At 44.6% G+C, this 16965-nt stretch carries 15 protein-coding genes; 9 read left to right on the forward strand and 6 right to left on the reverse strand.

Features of this window, described 5'->3' with window-relative positions; all coding sequences use genetic code 11:
- Nucleotides 1–50 precede the first annotated feature (50 nt).
- The 6 genes from NLG07_RS01690 to NLG07_RS01715 all read left to right on the forward strand — a co-directional run bounded on the left by NLG07_RS01690 (nucleotide 51) and on the right by NLG07_RS01715 (nucleotide 6383).
- Nucleotides 51–1904, forward strand: a complete 1854-nt coding sequence (locus NLG07_RS01690) for an alpha/beta hydrolase (RefSeq protein ID WP_254855966.1) — start codon at nucleotides 51–53, stop codon at nucleotides 1902–1904.
- A 103-nt stretch (nucleotides 1905–2007) separates the two neighbouring features.
- Nucleotides 2008–2436, forward strand: coding sequence for a polyhydroxyalkanoate synthesis repressor PhaR (gene phaR / locus NLG07_RS01695; protein WP_254855967.1), 429 nt, complete (start codon nucleotides 2008–2010; stop codon nucleotides 2434–2436).
- A 300-nt stretch (nucleotides 2437–2736) separates the two neighbouring features.
- The gene (phaP, locus tag NLG07_RS01700) at nucleotides 2737–3378 is read left to right on the forward strand and encodes a TIGR01841 family phasin (protein WP_254855968.1); all 642 of its coding nucleotides are present in this window, start codon (nucleotides 2737–2739) and stop codon (nucleotides 3376–3378) included.
- Between the two features lie 31 nt (nucleotides 3379–3409).
- On the forward strand, nucleotides 3410–3754 hold the full coding sequence (locus NLG07_RS01705) for a phasin family protein (protein ID WP_254855969.1): 345 nt from the start codon (nucleotides 3410–3412) through the stop codon (nucleotides 3752–3754).
- A 109-nt stretch (nucleotides 3755–3863) separates the two neighbouring features.
- Nucleotides 3864–5084 carry a polyhydroxyalkanoate depolymerase gene (locus NLG07_RS01710; protein WP_254855970.1) on the forward strand — a complete coding sequence of 407 codons (1221 nt, stop codon included), beginning with the start codon at nucleotides 3864–3866 and terminating at the stop codon, nucleotides 5082–5084.
- Nucleotides 5085–5189: 105 nt separating this feature from the next.
- Nucleotides 5190–6383: a lytic murein transglycosylase gene (locus tag NLG07_RS01715; protein ID WP_254855971.1), complete on the forward strand. Its 1194-nt coding sequence runs from the start codon at nucleotides 5190–5192 to the stop codon at nucleotides 6381–6383.
- An 82-nt stretch (nucleotides 6384–6465) separates the two neighbouring features.
- On the opposite strand, the gene phbB is transcribed toward NLG07_RS01715, so the two are convergent.
- Complete coding sequence (gene phbB / locus NLG07_RS01720) at nucleotides 6466–7188, reverse strand: acetoacetyl-CoA reductase (RefSeq protein ID WP_254855972.1); 723 nt, start codon at nucleotides 7186–7188, stop codon at nucleotides 6466–6468.
- 223 nt (nucleotides 7189–7411) lie between these two features.
- On the opposite strand from phbB, the gene thpR reads away from it, so the two are divergent.
- The 3 genes from thpR (at nucleotide 7412) to NLG07_RS01735 (ending at nucleotide 11164) form a co-directional block, all read left to right on the forward strand.
- A complete protein-coding gene (gene thpR / locus NLG07_RS01725) occupies nucleotides 7412–7975 on the forward strand; it encodes an RNA 2',3'-cyclic phosphodiesterase (protein ID WP_254855973.1) in 564 nt (187 codons plus the stop codon).
- Between the two features lie 69 nt (nucleotides 7976–8044).
- On the forward strand, nucleotides 8045–8899 hold the full coding sequence (purU, locus tag NLG07_RS01730; protein WP_254855975.1) for a formyltetrahydrofolate deformylase: 855 nt from the start codon (nucleotides 8045–8047) through the stop codon (nucleotides 8897–8899).
- An 87-nt stretch (nucleotides 8900–8986) separates the two neighbouring features.
- Nucleotides 8987–11164, forward strand: a complete 2178-nt coding sequence (locus NLG07_RS01735; protein WP_254855976.1) for a M3 family metallopeptidase — start codon at nucleotides 8987–8989, stop codon at nucleotides 11162–11164.
- A 212-nt stretch (nucleotides 11165–11376) separates the two neighbouring features.
- Here NLG07_RS01735 and NLG07_RS01740 read toward each other — a convergent pair whose 3' ends face one another.
- The 5 genes from NLG07_RS01740 to kynU form a co-directional block, all read right to left on the reverse strand.
- A complete protein-coding gene (locus NLG07_RS01740; protein ID WP_254855977.1) occupies nucleotides 11377–12153 on the reverse strand; it encodes an SDR family NAD(P)-dependent oxidoreductase in 777 nt (258 codons plus the stop codon).
- Nucleotides 12154–12169: 16 nt separating this feature from the next.
- The gene (locus NLG07_RS01745; protein WP_254855978.1) at nucleotides 12170–13459 is read right to left on the reverse strand and encodes a 3-deoxy-D-manno-octulosonic acid transferase; all 1290 of its coding nucleotides are present in this window, start codon (nucleotides 13457–13459) and stop codon (nucleotides 12170–12172) included.
- 61 nt (nucleotides 13460–13520) lie between these two features.
- A complete protein-coding gene (locus tag NLG07_RS01750; protein ID WP_254855979.1) occupies nucleotides 13521–14534 on the reverse strand; it encodes a metal-dependent hydrolase in 1014 nt (337 codons plus the stop codon).
- The gene (locus NLG07_RS01755; RefSeq protein ID WP_254855980.1) at nucleotides 14534–15709 is read right to left on the reverse strand and encodes an MFS transporter permease; all 1176 of its coding nucleotides are present in this window, start codon (nucleotides 15707–15709) and stop codon (nucleotides 14534–14536) included. The genes NLG07_RS01750 and NLG07_RS01755 overlap by 1 nt, the downstream gene beginning before the upstream one ends.
- Complete coding sequence (gene kynU / locus NLG07_RS01760; protein ID WP_254856783.1) at nucleotides 15709–16941, reverse strand: kynureninase; 1233 nt, start codon at nucleotides 16939–16941, stop codon at nucleotides 15709–15711. Before kynU ends, NLG07_RS01755 begins: the two co-directional genes overlap by 1 nt.
- Nucleotides 16942–16965 lie beyond the last annotated feature (24 nt).

Below are 16965 nucleotides of genomic sequence, written 5' to 3' on the forward strand. Positions count from 1 at the left end.
AGACTAACCCCTCATAGGTTAGCACATTCTACCACTCTAGTCGTAGCAATATGGACAAGTTAAAAGACACTCAATACTATAAAGCAATAGTCGAAGAATTAACCAAGCAAGGAAGTCAAATGGGTCAGTCTGAGCACGAAGAGATCTTACAAAGCATCAACAAATACGCGCAAGTCTTTAATGCCATGGTCAAAGATACGTTATTAAAGCAGAGCCAAGAGGGCCAATCCATGGAAAACATGAAAGGCATGTTTGATCCGAATAAGCTGGTTTCTTTGTTATCTGACCAAGTTGAAATTGATTCAGCCAAACTGCTTCAGTCGCAAATGCGTTTTATGGAACAACAAACAGCGCTTTGGCAGCAAGCGTCGATGGCCTTTATGGGCGAGCAATTTAATCCCATCATTAATGAAACCAAAGGCGACAATCGGTTTAAACATGATGAGTGGAGCAATAACCCTGCCTTTAATTATATGAAGCAAGCGTATTTGCTCAATTCACAAATGCTCGAAAACGTAGTGGATGCCTTGCATTTTAAAGACGACAAAACCGCAGAGCAAGTCAAGTTCTACACACGTCAATACATTAGCTCGGTCTCCCCGACTAACTATGTCTTGACCAATCCTGAAGTTTGCGAAGAAATCCTCAAATCCAACGGCGAGAGTATTCTCAAAGGCATGCAAAACTTCATGGCGGATTTGGAGCAAAGTCCGCTTGAGGCCTTCAAAATCACGCAAACTGATCCCAATGCGTTCACAGTTGGCGAAAATCTTGCAACCACTGAAGGTCAGGTGATCTTCAAGAATGAACTGATTGAACTGATTCATTACACGCCCAAAACTGAAAAAACGTTCAAAAACCCGATTCTATTTACGCCGCCGTTTATCAACAAATATTATGTGCTTGATCTAGATTACAAAAAATCCATGGTGCGTTCGTTATTAGAAGCGGGCTATGAAGTCTTTATGATTAGCTGGGTCAACCCCGATGCAAGCTTAGCTGAGGTGGATTTTGCTGGGTATATGAAACTTGGCCCTCTCGCCGCACTTGATGTGGTGTGTGATGTGACCAAAGCACCCAAAGTAAACTTAACCGGCTTTTGTGTGGGTGGCACATTAAGTTCAGTCACGGCGGCCTATCTCAGAGCCAAAGGCGATGAGCGCCTTGGTTCATTAACTTTATTCACCACGCTATTGGATTTTTCTGAGCCGGGCGAGGTGGGTAACTATCTTTCTGAAGACATGCTCAATATGCTTGAGCAAAGCACGGAAGTAAAAGGGATTTTCGATGGCCGAATTTTGGGTCTGTCGTTTAGCTTGTTGCGAGAAAACTCCCTGTTTTGGTCGTTCTTTATCAAGAACTATTTGCAAGGCAAAGATCCTGCGCCATTTGACATTTTATACTGGAACTCAGATTCCACCAATTTAACCGCTGCGTGTTACAAGCAATATCTACGCACCACTTATTGGGGCAACAAACTCATCGAACCCAACGCCTTTGAAATCGACGGTATTGGCATTGATTTGGGCAAAATCGATATTCCAGTGTATTCCATTGCCACGATTGCCGACCACATCGTATTGTGGAAAGCGGCTTACAAATCCGCTCAGAACCTTGGTGGTGATGTACGCTTTGTATTGGCCGGATCAGGCCACTTGGCCGGGGTGATTAACCCGATTGAAGGGGGTAAATACCCGCATTGGCTCAACTCTGATATGCCTGAAAGTGCCGATGAATGGTTGGCAAATGCCGAAGAGTACCCTGGCTCTTGGTGGACGGATTGGCATCAATGGCTAGCCAAAAAATCCGGAAATCAAACCAAAGCCTTAGTGCCAGGGAATACCAAACAATACCCTGCTCTGTATCCTGCACCCGGTCAATATGTCTTAAAACGCTTAGGCTAATATTATTTATAGCGCCACATTGATGTGGCGCTTTTTCTTTGTCATATCCATCAAAATACAGTAACCTGTTGCTTCATATTCAGCTCAACGCACGGAATGGTCAGTGATCACAATTAAAAAATACCCCAATCGTCGCCTCTACGACACCAGTCAATCTAAGTACATCAACTTAGAAGACATCAAAACCATGATCAAAGCACGTGACGAGTTCCAAATTGTTGATTCCAAAACCCAAGACGTGATCACCAAAAGCGTTTTACTGCAAATCATCAGTGAATCTGAGTCGAATCAAGCCCAGTCATTGTTGACCGACAAATTATTACAACAACTGATCCGGTACTACGATAATCAAGACATGCAACCGCTTTTGCGTCAATATCTAGAGCAGTCATTAGTCAGCTTCATGGAACAACAAGACAAGATCCAAAGTATGATGAATACCATGGTCAATGCCACGCCATTAGGCATGTTCCAAAAAATGTTTGATCCAAGCAACAATCCTTGGCAACCCAACAAGTCCAAAGATGAGTAAGTGTCCATGCCACTGGCAGTTATGAGCATCTCGTCATTCTTTGTGCGTTCGCAACACAACTAATACAAAACTTACTACTTAAGTCGTATGCCAGATTACCATTCCACACTTCATAAAATAAAAAAATTCCGCATTTGAACATTTTTTTTTACTATTTATTTCAATAATTTAATAAAAAAATAAAAAAATAATGTTGCAATGCACAAAAATCCACTTGACGGTTTTTTAGACACCCGCTATAGTTAACTTAACTCGATGTTGCAACGCAACAAAATTCAACAAAGTTTTAAGGATAGCATCATGTTTGGTAAATTTTCAGAGCAAGTCAAAAAGTCCTCTAAACCAGTGAGTTCATTAGTGGCTGTTAACACTAAAGCACTGGAAGAGTTGTCACAACAGCAAACCGAATTCTTCACTGGATTCTTGGCTGATAGCGTGAAGTATGTTGAATCACTATCAGTACTAACTGAAGTAAAAGGTTTCGTTGCGGCTCAATCTACTTATGCAGAAGCGGTAAAAGAGCGTTTAGCGCATACCTCAAAGCAAACCTACGGCACGATGAACGACATTCGTGAAGAGTATACCAAGGTACTTAAAACGTCGATTGAAGAATTGCCGGCGGCTGAAGAAGTGACCAAAGAATTGATGAAAGCTGTGCCTGCAGTGGCAACCCCAACTGCCCCGAAAGCAGAGACGAAACCAGCCCCTGTAAAAAAGCCAGCTGCCAAGAAAGCCGCTCCTAAAGCACCAGTAAAAGCAGCAGCTAAAGCACCAGTAAAAGCAGCAGCTAAAGCACCAGTAAAAGCAGCAGCTAAAGCACCAGCAAAAGCAGAGGCTCCAAAAGCGAAACCTGCAGAGAAGCCAGCTGCAAGAGCAGAAGCGCCTAAAGCTGCTAAAACTGAATCTTCACCAGCAGCACCTGCTGCGGCGAAAAAAGCGTAATATTACATTTTTTATTTAACGGAGAAATACCATGTTTGAACAATTAAACAACCAACTTAAAGACTCTATGAAGCCTGTAACTGAACTAGCAACTCTTAACATGAACGCGTTACAAGACATCGCTGAGAAGCAAAATGCATTATTCTCAACTTTGTTAAACGATGGCATGTCATTTGTTGAGTCTGCGAGCCAGCAAAAAGACGTAATGAGCCTAGCTGAAACGCAAAAAGCTTACTTAGAAGGTTTACAAGAAACTGTATCTGATGCAGCGAAAGAAACTTATGAAGTGATCACTGCAACGCAAAAAGCAGCGACTGACGTCATCAAGTCTGCTTCTGAAGAGTTCAGCTCAAAAGTTGCTTCTGTAGCAAAATAAGTAAGACCAAAATAGCACTTCGCGGTTGCATCTAACGTAGTAATGTAACCCGAAGTGTTTTTGCTTATCAGCACGGTGTTGATAAGAGCATTAATGTAGGAGTGTTTTTATGAACCATTATCAAGCGTATGACTATCTAACCCGTTCAGCTCAAGTCATGCATGAAGGTTTCAGTCTACTCAATGACGTTGCAAGTCACCCTACCAATCCATTCTCATATACTCTCGCTGGCCGTTTTACTCATGCCAGTCTTGAAACCGCTATGCGGTTAACCCGTCGTTATGAGAAATTGGGCTTTAATATAGACGAAGTCGAAATCGCCAATAAAACGTATTTAGTTCGTGAAGAAACGGCGCTGAGCAAGCCTTTTTGCGATTTAATCCACTTTAATCGTCGCGGTAAAACCGACGAACACAAAGTCTTACTGGTTGCTCCCCTTTCAGGACATTTTGCGACTTTATTAAAAGGCACCGTGGAAGCACTGCTTCCCGACCACGAAGTCTATATTACCGATTGGGCCGATGCGCGTGAAGTCCCGCTGGATGAAGGCCCGTTTTCATTTGACTGTTACGTGTCATATTTAATCGAATTTATGCAATTTTTAGGGCCCGATACGCACTTAATTGCGATTTGTCAGCCAACGGTGCAAGCCCTCATTGCAACAGCAGTTATGGCTCAAGAAAAAGACCCGTGTGTGCCCCAATCTCTTACGTTAATGGCTGGTCCCATTGACCCTAGCATGAACCCAACTCGAGTGAATACGTTTGCACACGAACGTCCCATGAGCTGGTTCAAAAATGTCGCAATCATGGAAGTGCCTTACGGTTATCCGGGACAAGGTCGTAAAGTGTATCCTGGCTTTATGCAACTTGGCGGATTCATCTCGATGAACCAAGAAACGCATACCAAGAAGTACATGAATTTTTTCCAAAATATCATGTTTGGCGATAATGAAGACAACGACCGTTTTCGTGCATTTTATGATGAGTATCTAGCGGTACTTGATATTCCTGCGGAGTTTTATCTCGAAACCATCGAGCGTATCTTCAAAAACAATGAATTAGCGCAAGGCAAAATCACCTACCAAGGGAAGCCTGTGGATTTTAATGCCATCGACGATACGGCATTACTCACGGTGGAAGGCGCTGATGATGATATTTGTGGCTTACGTCAAACCGAAGCTGCGCAAGATATTTGCAAAAACATCCCCAAAAATATGCGTAAACATCACGTCCAGCAAGGTGCCGGGCACTATGGTATTTTCAGTGGTTCAAAATTCCGTCAACACATTCGCCCGTTGATTACCGAATTTATCCACAAATACGCTTAACGCTGTCCTTGGGGGCTTAGGCCCCCTTTTTTAAATCTATTTCCTTTAGATTTTTCACTCAATCTGCGGTAATGTAAGTATTGGATTTTTTGTTAAGGACTTGCCATGCGCCGTGTATCTCTTGTCGCCGCTCTTTTGTTATCAACCTCCGTGTTGGCCCAAGAAGATTTTTCCCAATGTGTTGCCCAACTTACCAATAAAGCAAGGGCTCAAGGCATTGCCCAGAGCACCATAGAGCAAACTTTAGCAATTGCACAACAGCGCAAACGCGTCATCAATCTTGACCGTTCACAACCTGAATTTTTATCGACGTTTGAGGATTACTACAGCAAGCGCGTAAATACATGGCGCATCGAAAAAGGCCAAGCGTTATACGCCAAACATCGCGTATTTTTGGATGAATTAACCAGACAATATGGTGTGCCAGGACAATATCTCATCGCATTTTGGGGCTTGGAAACCAACTACGGCGCTTACAAAGGCAAGATCCCCACTATTGATGCATTGACTACGCTTGCGTGTGAGCCACGGCGCAAAACATTCTTTACCAATGAATTAATGACCATGCTTGAAGTCATTGAAAAAAATGATCTAGACGTACCAACATTATTAGGTTCATGGGCTGGCGCGATGGGGCATACTCAGTTTATGCCATCCACTTACAAAGGCTATGCCATCGATGGTGATGGCGATGACAAAATCGATTTGTTTCATTCCGAAAAAGACGCACTGGCGTCTGCCGCGCACTTTCTCCATCAATTAGGTTGGCAAGCAGGCTTTCGCTGGGGACGAGAAATCAGGCTGCCTGCAGGCTTCGATTACGCACTTGCGGGTCGTAAGCTCAAGCGACCACTGTCATTTTGGCGTGAGCAAGGTGTGACTTCTGTTTACGGTCAGCCAGTTGCCGATATTGATTTGGACTCATCCGTAGTGATCCCGTCTGGTTATCAGGGGCCGATTTTTATGGCGTATCCTAATTTTCATATCATCATGCGCTGGAACAACTCACAATCTTATGCCATCGCGGTGGGCAAACTCGCAGATCAGATTGTTGGCGCTCCAGGACTGGTGACTGAATTTCCAGACGTACCTCCAGTCTCAATTGTACAAACCAAAGAACTGCAGCGTCAGCTACAGGTATTGGGCTATGGGGTAAAACACATTGATGGCATTATCGGTTCTGGCACACGTAAAGCGATCCGAGCGTTTCAAAAGGACAACGGTTTGGTTGCCGACGGATTTGCTCATCCAGAAGTATTCGAAACGTTAAATTCTGTTTATCAGAAACAAAAAAGCTAAGCCGGTATAAGCTTAGCTTTTGCAACATCCATATATTCCTTGCAACACGTCCTACGTGTTGTATTACATCCCTAAATAGGGCTTAGTACATGTGTTGACCACCGTTTACTGACAAGGTAGAACCCGTCATGAAACCGTTGTCTTCTGCAACTAAGTAGGAAACTGCCTTGGCAATTTCTGAGGCATGACCTAAACGACCCACTGGGATCTTAGCAACGATCTTTGCTAATACCTCTTCAGGTACTGCACGAACCATATCCGTATCGATATAACCTGGTGCAATCGCATTGACTGTGATACCTTTTGCAGCGTTTTCTTGCGCTAATGCTTTGGTAAAACCGTGGATGCCTGATTTAGCCGCTGCATAGTTTACTTGACCATACTGACCTGCTTGACCATTGACTGAACCGATATTGACGATACGGCCGTATCCGCGCTCACGCATGCCATCAATCACTGCACGACACGTGTTGAAACACGAAGCCAAGTTAGTTTGAATAACGGCATCCCACTGCTCGAACGTCATGCGATGCATGGTGCCGTCACGTGTGATACCCGCATTGTTGATTAAGACATCAAGTGAACCGTAATCTGCTTCAATCTGTTTGATTGCTGTATTGACTGCATCGAAATCTGCGACGTCAAATTTGAACGCTGGGATCCCAGTGCGTTCTGTGAATTCTTTTGCTGCCTGGTCATTACCACCATAGTTAGCGATAACTTGATAACCTTCTTCTTTTAATTTAACGCAAATGGCTTCACCAATACCGCGTGTTCCACCCGTAACTAATGCTACATATGCCATTAGAATCTCTCCTTAATTATTTCCGTGTTACTTTTTTATCAAAAGTGAATAGTGCTCAAAATCATTTTGATATAGATTACTATACGCCTATCTAGACAATTGTTTATTCGACCTTGGTTTTATGAAAAATATAATGATTATTTACATTTATCTATGAAAACTGCGACCATTAACGCTTCCAGTAAACTTTACGACCATATTATAACCAGTATATTAATTATTTATGTATCATAGACTCTTTCTAGGACTAAATATTGATCCTGATCATATTCTTAAGATCGCAGATTGGCGGTCTAATGCTTTAGGGTATTCGAACGCAGATGTGAAACCGCATAATTTTCATGTGACCCTAGCGTTTTTAGGTCAAGTTACCTTGCATCAACTCGATGCATTAGTAGAGGTACTGCCACACATAAACTGGCAAGAGTTTACTGCTCACTTTGATCACGTTGGCTATTGGGGAAAACCTAAAATCCATTTTATTGCACCATCTATTATCCCAGATGAATTGAAGCAACTTGCAAAACAATGCCAAACTCTCTCACGCAAAGCGGGTATTAAGATCGAAAAGCGTGAGTATCAACCTCACATCACCTTGCAACGCAAAATAAAAACTCCTGTCCCAGCATTGTTTGAACCAAATTTTACGTTGGCATTCGACGAGTTTCATTTATATGAATCTATATCGACAGCCACTGGAGTGGAATACATTATTCGTGAGAGTTTTCCAGCTCATCCTGATCTGACCATGAGTGTTAGAGAGCGCATCAGCAAAGGTTTACTGTAGCTTAGTTAATGACATTCATGCTATGCTCGCTCCATATTGATTGACACCACACAAAAGAAGTAACCACGCATGCAACATTCCTTTCGCTTAACCATTCAATGTCCAGACCAAGTTGGGCTTGTGGCCACCGTTGCTCAGTTTTTGGCGCAGTATGGCGCGACAATTTTAGAAGCGAATCATCATACGGATTTGACGACTCAGCGCTTTTTTATGCGCCATGAAATCGCAGCTGACAGCGTGGATTTAGATATCAAGACCTTCGAAGCGGCTTTTGCCCCGATTGCTCGCAAATACCAGATGGATTGGCAAGTCACTGATCCTGATGTGTTACCCAAAGTTGCTTTGTTAGCCAGTCATGAAACGCATTGCCTTGCGGATATTTTACACCGCTGGCATACGGGAGAGCTCATCTGTGATATCCCATGTATTATTGCCAATCACCCACAAATTGCCGATATCGCGGCTTGGTACAAAATTCCATTTTATTTTGTGGATTTCAAAGACCAAGCCAAAGCGGATGCCTTTGCTAAAGTTCAAGACTTATTAGTTAAGCATCGTGCTGATACAGTCGTACTCGCTCGATTTATGCAAATCCTTCCAGCGTCCATGTGCGAAGCTTGGGTAGGGCAAGCCATTAATATTCATCATAGCTTTTTGCCGTCTTTTGCTGGCGCCAAACCTTATCAACAAGCCTATGATCGAGGTGTCAAACTTATTGGCGCAACCTGTCATTATGTGACAACTGACTTGGATGAAGGCCCGATTATCGAACAGCAAGTTATGCGTATTTCACACTCAGATTCAGCCGCTGATATGGTGCGTAAAGGGCGTGACTGTGAAAAAACAGCCCTTGCCAATGGTTTACGCTATCATCTTGAAAACCGCGTATTAATCGACAAAAATAAAACAATAGTATTTGCTTAATCAGGGATTATTTTTTATTGTAGGGTTTGCGTTAATGCTCTGCCTTTGAGCAGAAAATTCTTATAATAACGAAGACGGAACACCACAATGAACAAACCGATCCTTTCAGCACTTTCGCTGGCGGTCGTGCTTGGCCTTTCAGCTTGCTCGAAACCCGCCACTCAAACCGACTCAGCCACGGCAGATACTGCCGTCTCAGTGGCGCATAACAATGTGCTCATGCAAGATTTTACTGGGCCTTATGAAGGCGTCCCTGCCTTTGACAAAATGGACTTAGCATTACTAGCCCCTGCAGTTGAAAAAGGCATGGAAATTAACCTAGCCGAAATCAATGCGATCGCCAATAATCCTGAAGCTCCGACTTTTGCCAACACATTTGAAGCAATGGAACGCGCAGGCAAAGAGTTAGACAATGTTTTTTCTTACTGGGGAATTTGGGCATCCAATATGTCAAGCCCAGAGTTTCGGCAGATCCAACGTGAACTCAGTCCTAAATTGTCTGACTTCAGATCCAAGATTTCTCAAAACGAAGCGTTATTTGCTCGGATTAAGGCGGTCTATGAAGGCGCTGAATTTGACACCCTTAACTTAGAACAACAACGCATCGTACAAAACTCATATGAAAGCTTTATTCGCTCTGGAATCTTATTAGACGATGCCGGTAAGAAGCGCACTGCTGAGATCAACAAACGCCTTGCTGAATTACAAACCCAGTTCAGCAGTAACGTTCTCAATGACGAAGAAAATATCGTGACGTATTTAACCGCTGACCAATTATCAGGGTTATCGGAAGGCTACATTCGTTCGGCCAAAGCTGCAGCGGAAGAACGTGGCAAACCAGATATGTATGCGGTGACCAATACACGTTCATCAATGGATCCTTTTTTGACCTATTCAACCGAGCGTGAACTGCGCAAAGAGGTATGGGAAAAGTACTACTCTCGTGGCAATAATGGCGATGAATTTGACAATAATGGGATCATCAAAGAAATCCTTGAGCTCAGACACGAGCGAGTTGGTCTGCTTGATTTCCCAGATTATGCCACTTGGCGCTTACAAGATCGCATGGCCAAAAACCCTGCTAATGCAATGGCCTTAATGGACAAAGTCTGGCCAGCTGCGATTGCCCGTGTGAAACAAGAAGTGGCCGACATGCAAGCCATTGCGGATGCCGAAGGGGCTGATATCACTATCGAGCCTTGGGATTATCGTTTCTACGCCGAAAAGGTCCGTCAAGCAACCTATGACTTGGACTCCGATGAAGTCAAACAATACCTGCAACTAGATAAACTGCGCGAAGCCATGTTCTATGTGGCAGAACGTTTGTTTAATTTCAAATTCACTGCCATCGAAGCAGGTAAAGTCCCTGTTTGGCATGAAGATGTCGGTGTCTGGGAAGTGACTGATATCGCAACGGGTCGCAACGTAGGTTTGTGGTATCTCGATCCATTCGCTCGTCAAGGCAAGCGCTCTGGTGCGTGGGCGACGTATTATCGTCCTTACACCACGTTTGATGGCGAAACCAATGTGTTATCTGCGAATAACTCCAATTTTGTGAAAGCCCCAGAAGGTCAGCCGACCTTAATCAGTTGGGACGACGCCGAGACGTATTTCCATGAATTTGGTCATGCGCTGCATTTCTTAGCAGCCGATGTGATGTATCCATCCTCGCATTCTGGTGTGCGTGATTACACTGAATTCCAGTCACAACTGCTTGAGCGTTGGATTCTAACTGACGAAGTGATTGACCAATTCCTAGTGCATTATGAGACAGGTGAACCAATCCCGGACGAGCTAGTGACCAAAATCAAAAATGCCGCGACTTTTAATGAAGGGTTTAAAACCACAGAGTACATGGCGTCTGCCATCATGGATTTAAAATACCATACGACCGATCCAGCCCTAATTGACGATGTGCAAACCTTCGAGCGTGAAACCCTCGCGTCGATTGGTATGCCATCGCAAATTCCAATGCGTCATCGTTCGACCCATTTCCAGCACATCTTCTCATCAGAGGGTTATGCTGCAGCGTATTATGGGTATATGTGGGCAGAAGTGTTAACTTCCGATGCGGCCGAGGCCTTTGCTGAGGCACCGGGTGGATATTATGACGAAAAGCTCGCAGAAAAAATGGTTCAGTATCTTTTTGCTGTGCGCAACGCCATGGATCCAGCGGATGCATATCGCGCCTTTAGAGGTCGTGATGCCAAGGTCGATGCATTAATGAGGGATCGTGGTTTTCCAGTGCCTACCAGTGGTGAGTAACTAGAACGCTAAGGATGAGGGTGGCATACAAGTCACCCTTTTTTATACTCTTAAAATAAGCGAACCATCATGTCTGACAAACACCTTCCTGTGACTGACCATATTGAATACACACTAGAGGTTATGCTCAGTCGCGCCACCGACTTTAATGCCAATCTGCGTCGTCGACATAGCATTCACAGATTCTCAGACCGCAACGTTTGTAGAGTAATTTACAACCTATTCTTTGCCACCAAAAAATCCACCACTTTATGGTTGAGCCAATTCGGGGTCAAGCGGTTGAGCCAATACGTGGCTTTGGCCATCTTGCCGGGGATCACCATAAACTGTTTACGCGCCAACCCTCGAGTAATTTGTGGTATGGCTTCGGTTAAAGTTAACCGCCCGGCAATATCTTTGAGCACTCGCGTTGCCGGGTGCATAGTTTGAATTTCAGTTTGTACCATGGGCGTATCAATTTCGGGTGGACAAATCACGCTGATGGTGATGCCTTTAGGCGCATACTCGGCTCTTAGGCATTGGGCCATTCCCAATACGGCAAACTTTGAAGCGCCATACGCACTGTACCCATAAATACCCACGGTGCCCGCTATGGATGCAACCAGCGCCAGTTGGCCTCCAGCAGACATCCTTGCCAAACAAGCTGCCGCTAAATGGCGTGAACCCAATACATTAACATTGAAAGACTGAGTAAAGTCGGCGGCAGAGAGTGATTCAAACTCCCCTGCTCGCAGAATCCCAGCGCAATTAATCACTAAATCGGGTTCACCCCATGCTTGCCACAGTGTTTTGACCGCCTTGTCAACTTGCGCATTGTTGGCAATATTACACGCAACGTAATATATATCCTGCCCAAGTTTTACATCACTTGGCTCGGGTAAATCCAGAATAGCCACCTGTGCGCCTTGCTTGATATAATGGGCAACCAATGCCTCACCAATGCCGCTGAGACCACCGGTTATCAGAACACGCTTTACTGGATCAGACACAATTCAACTCCTTCAATTATGCCAAACGCTCAATCACCATAAGCGTTTTGGCCAATGCTCCGCGATTGGCATGAAGTACCTGCTCGCCTGAGTGGCCTGCTTGAATACGGGCTTGTGGATCATCATACCATTGGCAGATGCGTTCTACGCTTTGCTCAACCGATGTTGTTAGGCATAACGCGCCAGCTTGTTCTAGCGTGGCGCAGATCACAGGATTGTTGTAGCGATGTTCGCCCATCAAAATAGGCACTGCAAAAAACGCTGGCTCCAAGGCATTGTGCCCACCACGATCAGCAATACTGCCTCCCACAAAAGCCACATCCGCACAATGATACAGCGGACTTAATACGCCCATCGCGTCGACAAGAAGTACTTGGGTAGCATCAGCCAAATCAGAATAATCACTCCAGCGTTGAAACGGGACTTCGCGGTCACGTAATAGATTCACCACCTTATCAAAACGCTCAGGATGACGAGGGACTAACACCAATAAAACATCGTCAATATTGCACTTTTCTAGTACCTCTAACCAATGCTCTTCTTCACCAGGGTGAGTCGAGCCAGCCACAATGACAAAGCGTTTTAGCAAGCTTTTTCCTACTTTTGCAACTTCATCAGAGACAGCGATGTCGGTAACTTGATCAAATTTGATATTCTGCGTTAAGGTCAACCGATCATCACCAAACCCCAATTGTTGGTAGGCTTCAAAATCCCGCTCTCCTTGGGCACATACATGCTGAATATTGGCAAACACAGGTTCTGATAAAAGCGAAATTTGTGCGTACTTCTGAGCTGAACGTTCCGTCATTCGTGCATTGATCAACATGACCGGAATCTGGCGCTTAGCCAATTTCATAATCATATTAGGCCATAATTCCACTTCGGTAATGAATACGCGTTTGGGTTTTAACGCTTGGATGAATGCGTTGATGAGCCACGGAAGATCCCATGGCAAATAATGATGTTGCACCATCTCGCCAAAAATATCTCTTACGCGTCCCGCTCCGGTAGGGGTCGTAGTGGTAATGGTGATCTTGCGAGTCGGTTCCTCTTGTAATAATGCTTTGATGACACAGGATGCGGCAACCACTTCGCCAACCGAGACACAATGAAACCAATCATCGGCTTCAACGAGATCCTCTGCAATATCACCATAACGCTGTCCTCGTCGTTGATAGCGTTTATTGGACAAATAAAACTGGCGCCACAGTCCCCATTTGATGGTGACGGGGATATAAATAAGCAGTATTAAAAAATCATACAGTAAAAAAGCCAAATACTGTGGCAAAGTGCGTTGGTGTACCATGTGGAACGAATGATATCAATATATGTATGCTCGCCAATATAGCACAACTCCTCCCTATTCGTTAGTCTGTGCTGATTTGTACTGCAGGATCAACTATTCTTTGCAATATCAGAGGAAGTCCGGCAAAGGAAGGACGATTTTCTATCTGACGCAAATCGCCTAGCACAATATCGCTACCACTTACCTGACCCACAGCAAACGTAAACACATAGGCGTTTTCCACCCCCATGCGCAAATCCGTTAAGATGACTTCATTTTCAACTTGTTTGACGCTGTACAAACCCTTGGTAAACCATTGCAAACGCTGTACATGCCATTCATCTGCAATATTTTTCAATAATTCCGGTTCTGTTGGATAACGCGTGATGGAAACCTCATCGACGTAATCAAAGATAGATGTGTAGATTTCATAATACGCATCGTCTTCAACCACGACACTGCGCCACAATAAAGTCGTCAAAGGCGCTGGTGTACTGACATACACCCTGTCATCAATCCCTTGGGCCGCTAACGCATGCTGGTTAATATAATCAATATATTGCTTCGCTGCGATCGCCCAGAGCATGTAACCAACACTTATCCCAAGTCCCCAAAACGTGAGCTTACGTAATCGCTCAAGCGAAATACGAGGCATCAAATAGAACAGAGTTGGAATGAGTAAAGGCAGAGTGTAGAGAGGATCAATGATAAAAAATATCGAATACGCAAAGGGGTATTCGGTGAGCCCCCAGAATACTTGTGTGCCATAGACAGTCAAGCCGTCGATCAACGAATGAGTCGCTAAAACGGTAAAGGCCATCCCTGCCCAGTGAGCAAAGTGAGTTTTCGTTTGAGGATGCAATTTACAAAACAACCAAGCCAATATAGGGCTAATCAGCGCATGCACCAAAAAAGAATGACTGAACCCTCGGTGGTACGTGAAGTTTTCAATATCCCCTCCGTAAGGGATCAGTACATCCAGATCCGGAAGGGTGCCAAGTACCGCGCCATACAACGCAGCACGTCTACCTACTTTCGAGCCCATAATGGCGTAACCAACCGTTGCGCCCAGTGCGATTTGTGTTATTGAATCCATTATTTCTCCTTAGGCATTCGCGAAGTTATCCAGGCTCCTACCAACAACATAGCCACACATATCAAGATTAGGTGAGTTGACAACACAGAGTAAAGCACCGCATAAAGCGCCCCAAGCCCCAACAATACAAGGCCAACCAAAGTATTTCCAGATGCCACATACTGCTGACGTATATCGCTTTCAACGATGTCTAACAAGTAGGTTTTGCGCGCCGTCCGTACTCCAGCATAGCCCAGATTTGCGACCGCAAAACACAACATCATCAACCAGATGGAGGTCAGTTCGCAATACCATATGAGGTAAAATCCAAACGCACCCAACAGGGTCATCGCAATGGCTTTTTGCATAGTGTGCCGTGCAGAATCATCCGATAAAATACCCCACACTGCTGAGGACAGAAAGCTGGCTATCGCGCCTCCTAACATAAACCAAGGCAAGCTTGAATACACCGCTTGTTCAGACGCAACTGCAAGGACCATATAGGGCATGACCAGCGCACCATGTAATACGGCAGAGCGTTGATAAACGATTTTGCGCAAAAGCGGCGTTTGCCGCCAAAATTGCACCAGCGATCCCTGCCTACTTGATTCGAGCCCTGTTGGCATCGAAAGTGAAATACTCAACCAACATCCTATGGCATAACAAGTAAAACCGCCTATCAATAACCCCGTCAGAATTGGGATTTTATGAGCGATATCCTGCAACTGGAGTAAATACACACTAACTACTATGGTCAGTAATCCTGAAATACTTCCTCCCAATCCAATGAGCTTGCCGCGCTCACCTTTTGCAATATTGTGCGCTTGAATATCTTTGACGGTAAAGGAACACAAGGCTCGCCCAACACTGAGCAATACGACACTGAACAAACCAATGACGCTTCGTCCTGCTATTGGAAGCAGTAAAACCGTAAGTAACAGCCCCAAACTCGCACCTTGCAGAATCATACCCGAACGCCAAATGAGCCCCGTTTGATAACGAGAGCGAAGTGCTTGTTTAACCGACCACTGTGGCAATAGGGAACCTGATTCTTTGATAGGAACTAATAAACTGAGCATCCAAATTGGGGCGTTTAGGGTCAAAAAAATCCAAGGTAAGATGATCTTAGCAGATACCAGTTCATCGGCGAGTTGAGTGAATGATGATATAGATAGTAGGCGTTTAAAGCCTTGCATTAGGTCACCGTATTGCGGGTTTGATATTGCTGCGCTCGATACATTTTACATTGCATAATATGGGCAAGAGAATCCGTTGCTTTGAGCACATCAAAATAACTGATATACAATGGTGCGAAACCGATGCGCAAAATATTGGGCTCTCGAAAATCGGCAATGACACCTTGTTCAATCCACGCTTGGCAAATCGCATACGCATCAGGGTGAGCGAGGGCGATTTGACTGCCTCTTCGAGCATCGTCCATATCCGTCACTAATTCTAATGGTTGCAATGCAGGATGTTGCTCAATCACTGAAACCATAAAAGACGATAGCTTGAGTGATTTCTGTCGCACGTCAGACATATCCACGTCGCTAAATATCGTCAAGGCTCCTTTGAGCACCGCCATTGACACAATATTTGGGGTGCCACATAACAAGCTATCAATGCCATCGCTTGGCACATAATCTTGCTCAAAAGCAAACGAATTGGCATGTCCCATCCAGCCGGTAAGTGGTTGTTTGAGTCGATTGTGATGTATGGGATTTACATAAATAAAAGCTGGAGCACCTGGACCACCGTTAAGATACTTATAGCTACACCCCACCGCAAAATCGACCTCGTGTTCATCGAGCGACAACTCCAGAGCACCGGCGCTGTGAGCAAGATCCCAAATCACTAAAATGCCCAAGGCGTGAGCGGCTTGCGTGATCTTTGCCATATCCAACATATAGCCCGTTTTGTAATTGACATGAGTCAACATGAGCACAGCGATCGATTCATCTAATTGCGCAATAATGTCTTGCTCATCAACATAGATAAGGCTCACTTCAGAGCGATGTGCCATTAAACCTTGCGCGATATAACCATCACTAGGGAAGTTTCCTTGTTGAGTCATAATGACATGACGATCTGGCTGCAGATTAAGCGCACTATGCAAGAGTTTATATAAATTGATACTAGTGGAATCGCAAGCGATGACAGAGTCTGCTTGAGCGCCAATAATCGGTGCAATCTGAGCGCCCACAATGCGCGGTAACCTGATCCAATCGTGTACATTCCAAGAGGTAATCAGATCCGTTTGCCATTGTGCATCTAGCACTGATTGGCCAGCCATTTGTGCCGCATGTGACGCAGGACCAAGAGAATTACCGTCCAAATAAATCGTGTTATCAGGAATGGAAAACGCTTTGCGTTTTTCCTTTAATACATCCTCTGAGTCAAGTTGCTGGGCTTGCGCTAAAATATCCATCCACACATCATTTGGCCAGGTGAC

The sequence above is a fragment of the Alteromonas sp. LMIT006 genome, from assembly GCF_024300645.1.
Taxonomy (GTDB): domain Bacteria; phylum Pseudomonadota; class Gammaproteobacteria; order Enterobacterales; family Alteromonadaceae; genus Opacimonas; species Opacimonas immobilis.